General features: G+C 40.2%; 3 protein-coding genes. 2 read left to right on the top strand and 1 reads right to left on the bottom strand.

Translation table 11 applies throughout. The annotated features are described in order from the left end of the window. A partial coding sequence (locus VGA95_05055; GenBank protein HEX9665912.1) for an aminotransferase class IV occupies nucleotides 1–669 on the bottom strand: 669 nt, incomplete at its 3' end. 215 nt (nucleotides 670–884) lie between these two features. Here VGA95_05055 and VGA95_05050 point away from each other — a divergent pair. Both VGA95_05050 and VGA95_05045 read left to right on the top strand, forming a co-directional pair. Next, nucleotides 885–1,538 (top strand): SCO family protein, encoded by a 654-nt coding sequence (locus VGA95_05050; protein ID HEX9665911.1) that lies wholly within the window; start codon nucleotides 885–887, stop codon nucleotides 1,536–1,538. A gap of 50 nt (nucleotides 1,539–1,588) precedes the next feature. Beyond that, nucleotides 1,589–2,722: multicopper oxidase domain-containing protein (locus VGA95_05045; protein ID HEX9665910.1), on the top strand; the 1,134-nt coding region annotated here is incomplete at its 3' end.

Here is a 2,722-nt window from a genome sequence, read left to right as displayed (position 1 = left end):
CTGTAAACTCACCTCGCGTTCCTCAACTGAGAAATGCTCGCGTGAAAGACGCAAGATATGCTTTCTTGTAATACCTTGGAGGACGTCATCTTTGGGCGTGATCAGTGTATCTCCAACAAAAATGAAAAAGTTATCGCGAGGACACTCGGTTACCCTATTCTGATAATAATACAGCATGTTGAACGCCCCCTTCTCCCGTTTGAGAGGATCTAACCGAATGGAGTTTAAGTAGTTGGTTGTCTTCACATGAGGTAGTTCTCTTTGATATTCAAAGGTAACAAGTTTTCCACCATATGTATATAGTTCGCTAGGGTGATAAGGAAGCTCTTCAGTGATTATGAGAAAGTTAGGTTGGTCAAAACCCGTTGATTCTTGGGCTTTCCCGCCGGTTAAAATAAGTCTGATAGCAGGATTTTTCAGATCGCTTTCTCCAATCAGCCGCGTTGTTATCTCGACGATCTTTTCATCCGAATAAGGCAGTTCTAGATGCAATGCAGAGGCAGACTTTCGCATTCTCTCAAGGTAATCAGGAAAGTGGAAAAGCTTGGCATTGTATGTCCTCACATAATCAAAAACTGCATATCCTCGTTGGAGACCGAGGTCATCAACACCTATGCGTGCATGGCTTTTACGAACTATTTTTCCATTAATAAAGCAGAGGCTATTCATAAAGCGTTTCTTTACATCATTGGTTCCCGGAATGCCGGAATATAAATAGTAGACTTCCTAAAATTGATAAAATTATACGACTTTTAGTACATATAATCAAAGAGGAATAAGTATAATTTGTATCTATTTTTTTATAGTAGCAAAATGTAACAAGTTTCTATGTCTGGTTCTAAATATTATTGATATATTCTTTTCTTTTTGAGATAATTTGAACGATGAATCTAAAGCATGTCGTGATCATTACTTTTGTGGTTTTACTCATACTGGGTTGGGGATTGTTTATATATGAGCGCTTAGAAGTAAGAAATTTCAAGGGCAATCTGGTTGAAAATAAATACGACTATCATGGGATTCGCATTTATAAAGAGGCGCCAGGATTTGAGTTAACAGATCAAAATAATAACAGGGTATCCCTTTCTGATTTTAAGGGGAAGCTGGTACTTATATCCTGGGGATTTACTCATTGCCCTGATATCTGTCCGCTCATACTTTCAAGGCTCAGCAATGTAATGAAAGAACTGGGAGATCTAAGTGATAATGTCCAAGTGGTGTTCATAACAGTTGACCCTGAAAGGGATACGCCAAGTAGATTGAAATCCTATATTCCATCTTTTAATAATAGATTCATAGGACTGACTGGATCAACTGAAGACATTGAAAAGGTGGTCAAATCTTATAATGCATTCTTCATAAAACACCCGGAAGTTTATGGAAGGGGTGAGTTTGACACATGGGATAGTTATCAGATGACTCATACAACAAAAGTTTATCTGGTAGATCAAAATGGAAGGTTGTTATTTTATTATCCTTATGATAAGTTGGAATCTACCGAAATCGCGAAAGATATAAAAAGGATTCTACAGCGTTGAACTTATCGGTTTTGAGATGAACTCAGAAAGGACCCTAACGGAGGAACGGAATGATCTACTTTAATGCTAAAGAACTTGAGACAACCATCCAAAATGTCTTCAGTTTGCTAATATTAATTTCAGTATTAATTCTAAATCTAACATGTGATGATGACGGCGGCGGCGGCGGAATTAAAGAAACCTTCCGCAATCCTCCCCAAATTTTTAGTTCAAATGGTGTCTTGAATGCGACTTTAACCATAGATTTTGCCGAAGGAGAAATAGACGGTCAGAAATTTTCCAGCAGGATGTTTAATGGCACATATACTCCACCCGTGTTAAGAGTTGATCGTGGAGATATCATGAAAATAAAACTTATTAACATGATCGATCAGATGTATCAGAACCATACACACGGCATGAATGTGACTCCCATAAGCCCGGGAGACGATATATTTATAATGTTAATGCCAACTAAATCGTTTGACTATACGATCCCTATTCCGGATACCCATCCACAAGGGATGTTTTATTATCATGCGCACACATTTGGCCTGGGTGAGTTCCAGGTGATGAACGGGCTGTCGGGAGGGCTGATTGTCGAAGGATTATTGGATCCATTTCCGCAGCTTCAGGGCATTAAAGAGAAAATTATCTATTTGAAGGATGTTCAGATAGATCCGGATGGACAAGTCCCCATGGATATAGATAGCGATGCCCCCACCAACAGATTGGTAAACGGAATGGTTAATCCGATTATTGTTTGCAGGCCGGGAGAAACACAGTTATGGCGCGTTGGAAATATAGGAGCGGATATCTATTACGACCTGGAGCTTGAAGGTCATACGATGCTTGAAATCGCTAGGGATGGGAACAGGCATACTAAGATAGTTCCGAGAGATCACACCTTTCTTCCTATAAGTTCCCGTACGGAATTTCTTGTCCAGTGCGGACCGGAAGGAGTTTATGAATTTAAAACACTGCAGATAGATATGGGACCCGAAGGAGACATGTATCCCGAGCAAACCCTTTTAACCTTGGTTGTACAGGGCCGGCCGGTAGATCTGCTTGCGCTTCCAATCGATTTCCCACCGGTTGAAAACCTGTGCGATCAGGTTCCGGCATTTCAAAGGACTGCTGTGTTTTCAGAGACTCCGGATGGCAATACCTTTTTCATAAATGGACAAGAATTCGATCCTAAGCGG

The sequence above is a fragment of the Thermodesulfobacteriota bacterium genome (genome assembly GCA_036397855.1).
GTDB lineage: Bacteria > Desulfobacterota_D > UBA1144 > Nemesobacterales > CSP1-2 > DASWID01.
The sequence above is the reverse complement of the archived record's forward strand: the minus strand, read 5'-3'. Positions and strand labels throughout refer to the sequence as shown.

Excerpts from the sequence above, each read along its gene's own strand:
- VGA95_05050 (HEX9665911.1), top strand. The coding sequence starts at position 885 with ATGAATCTAAAGCATGTCGTGATCATTACTTTTGTGGTTTTACTCATA.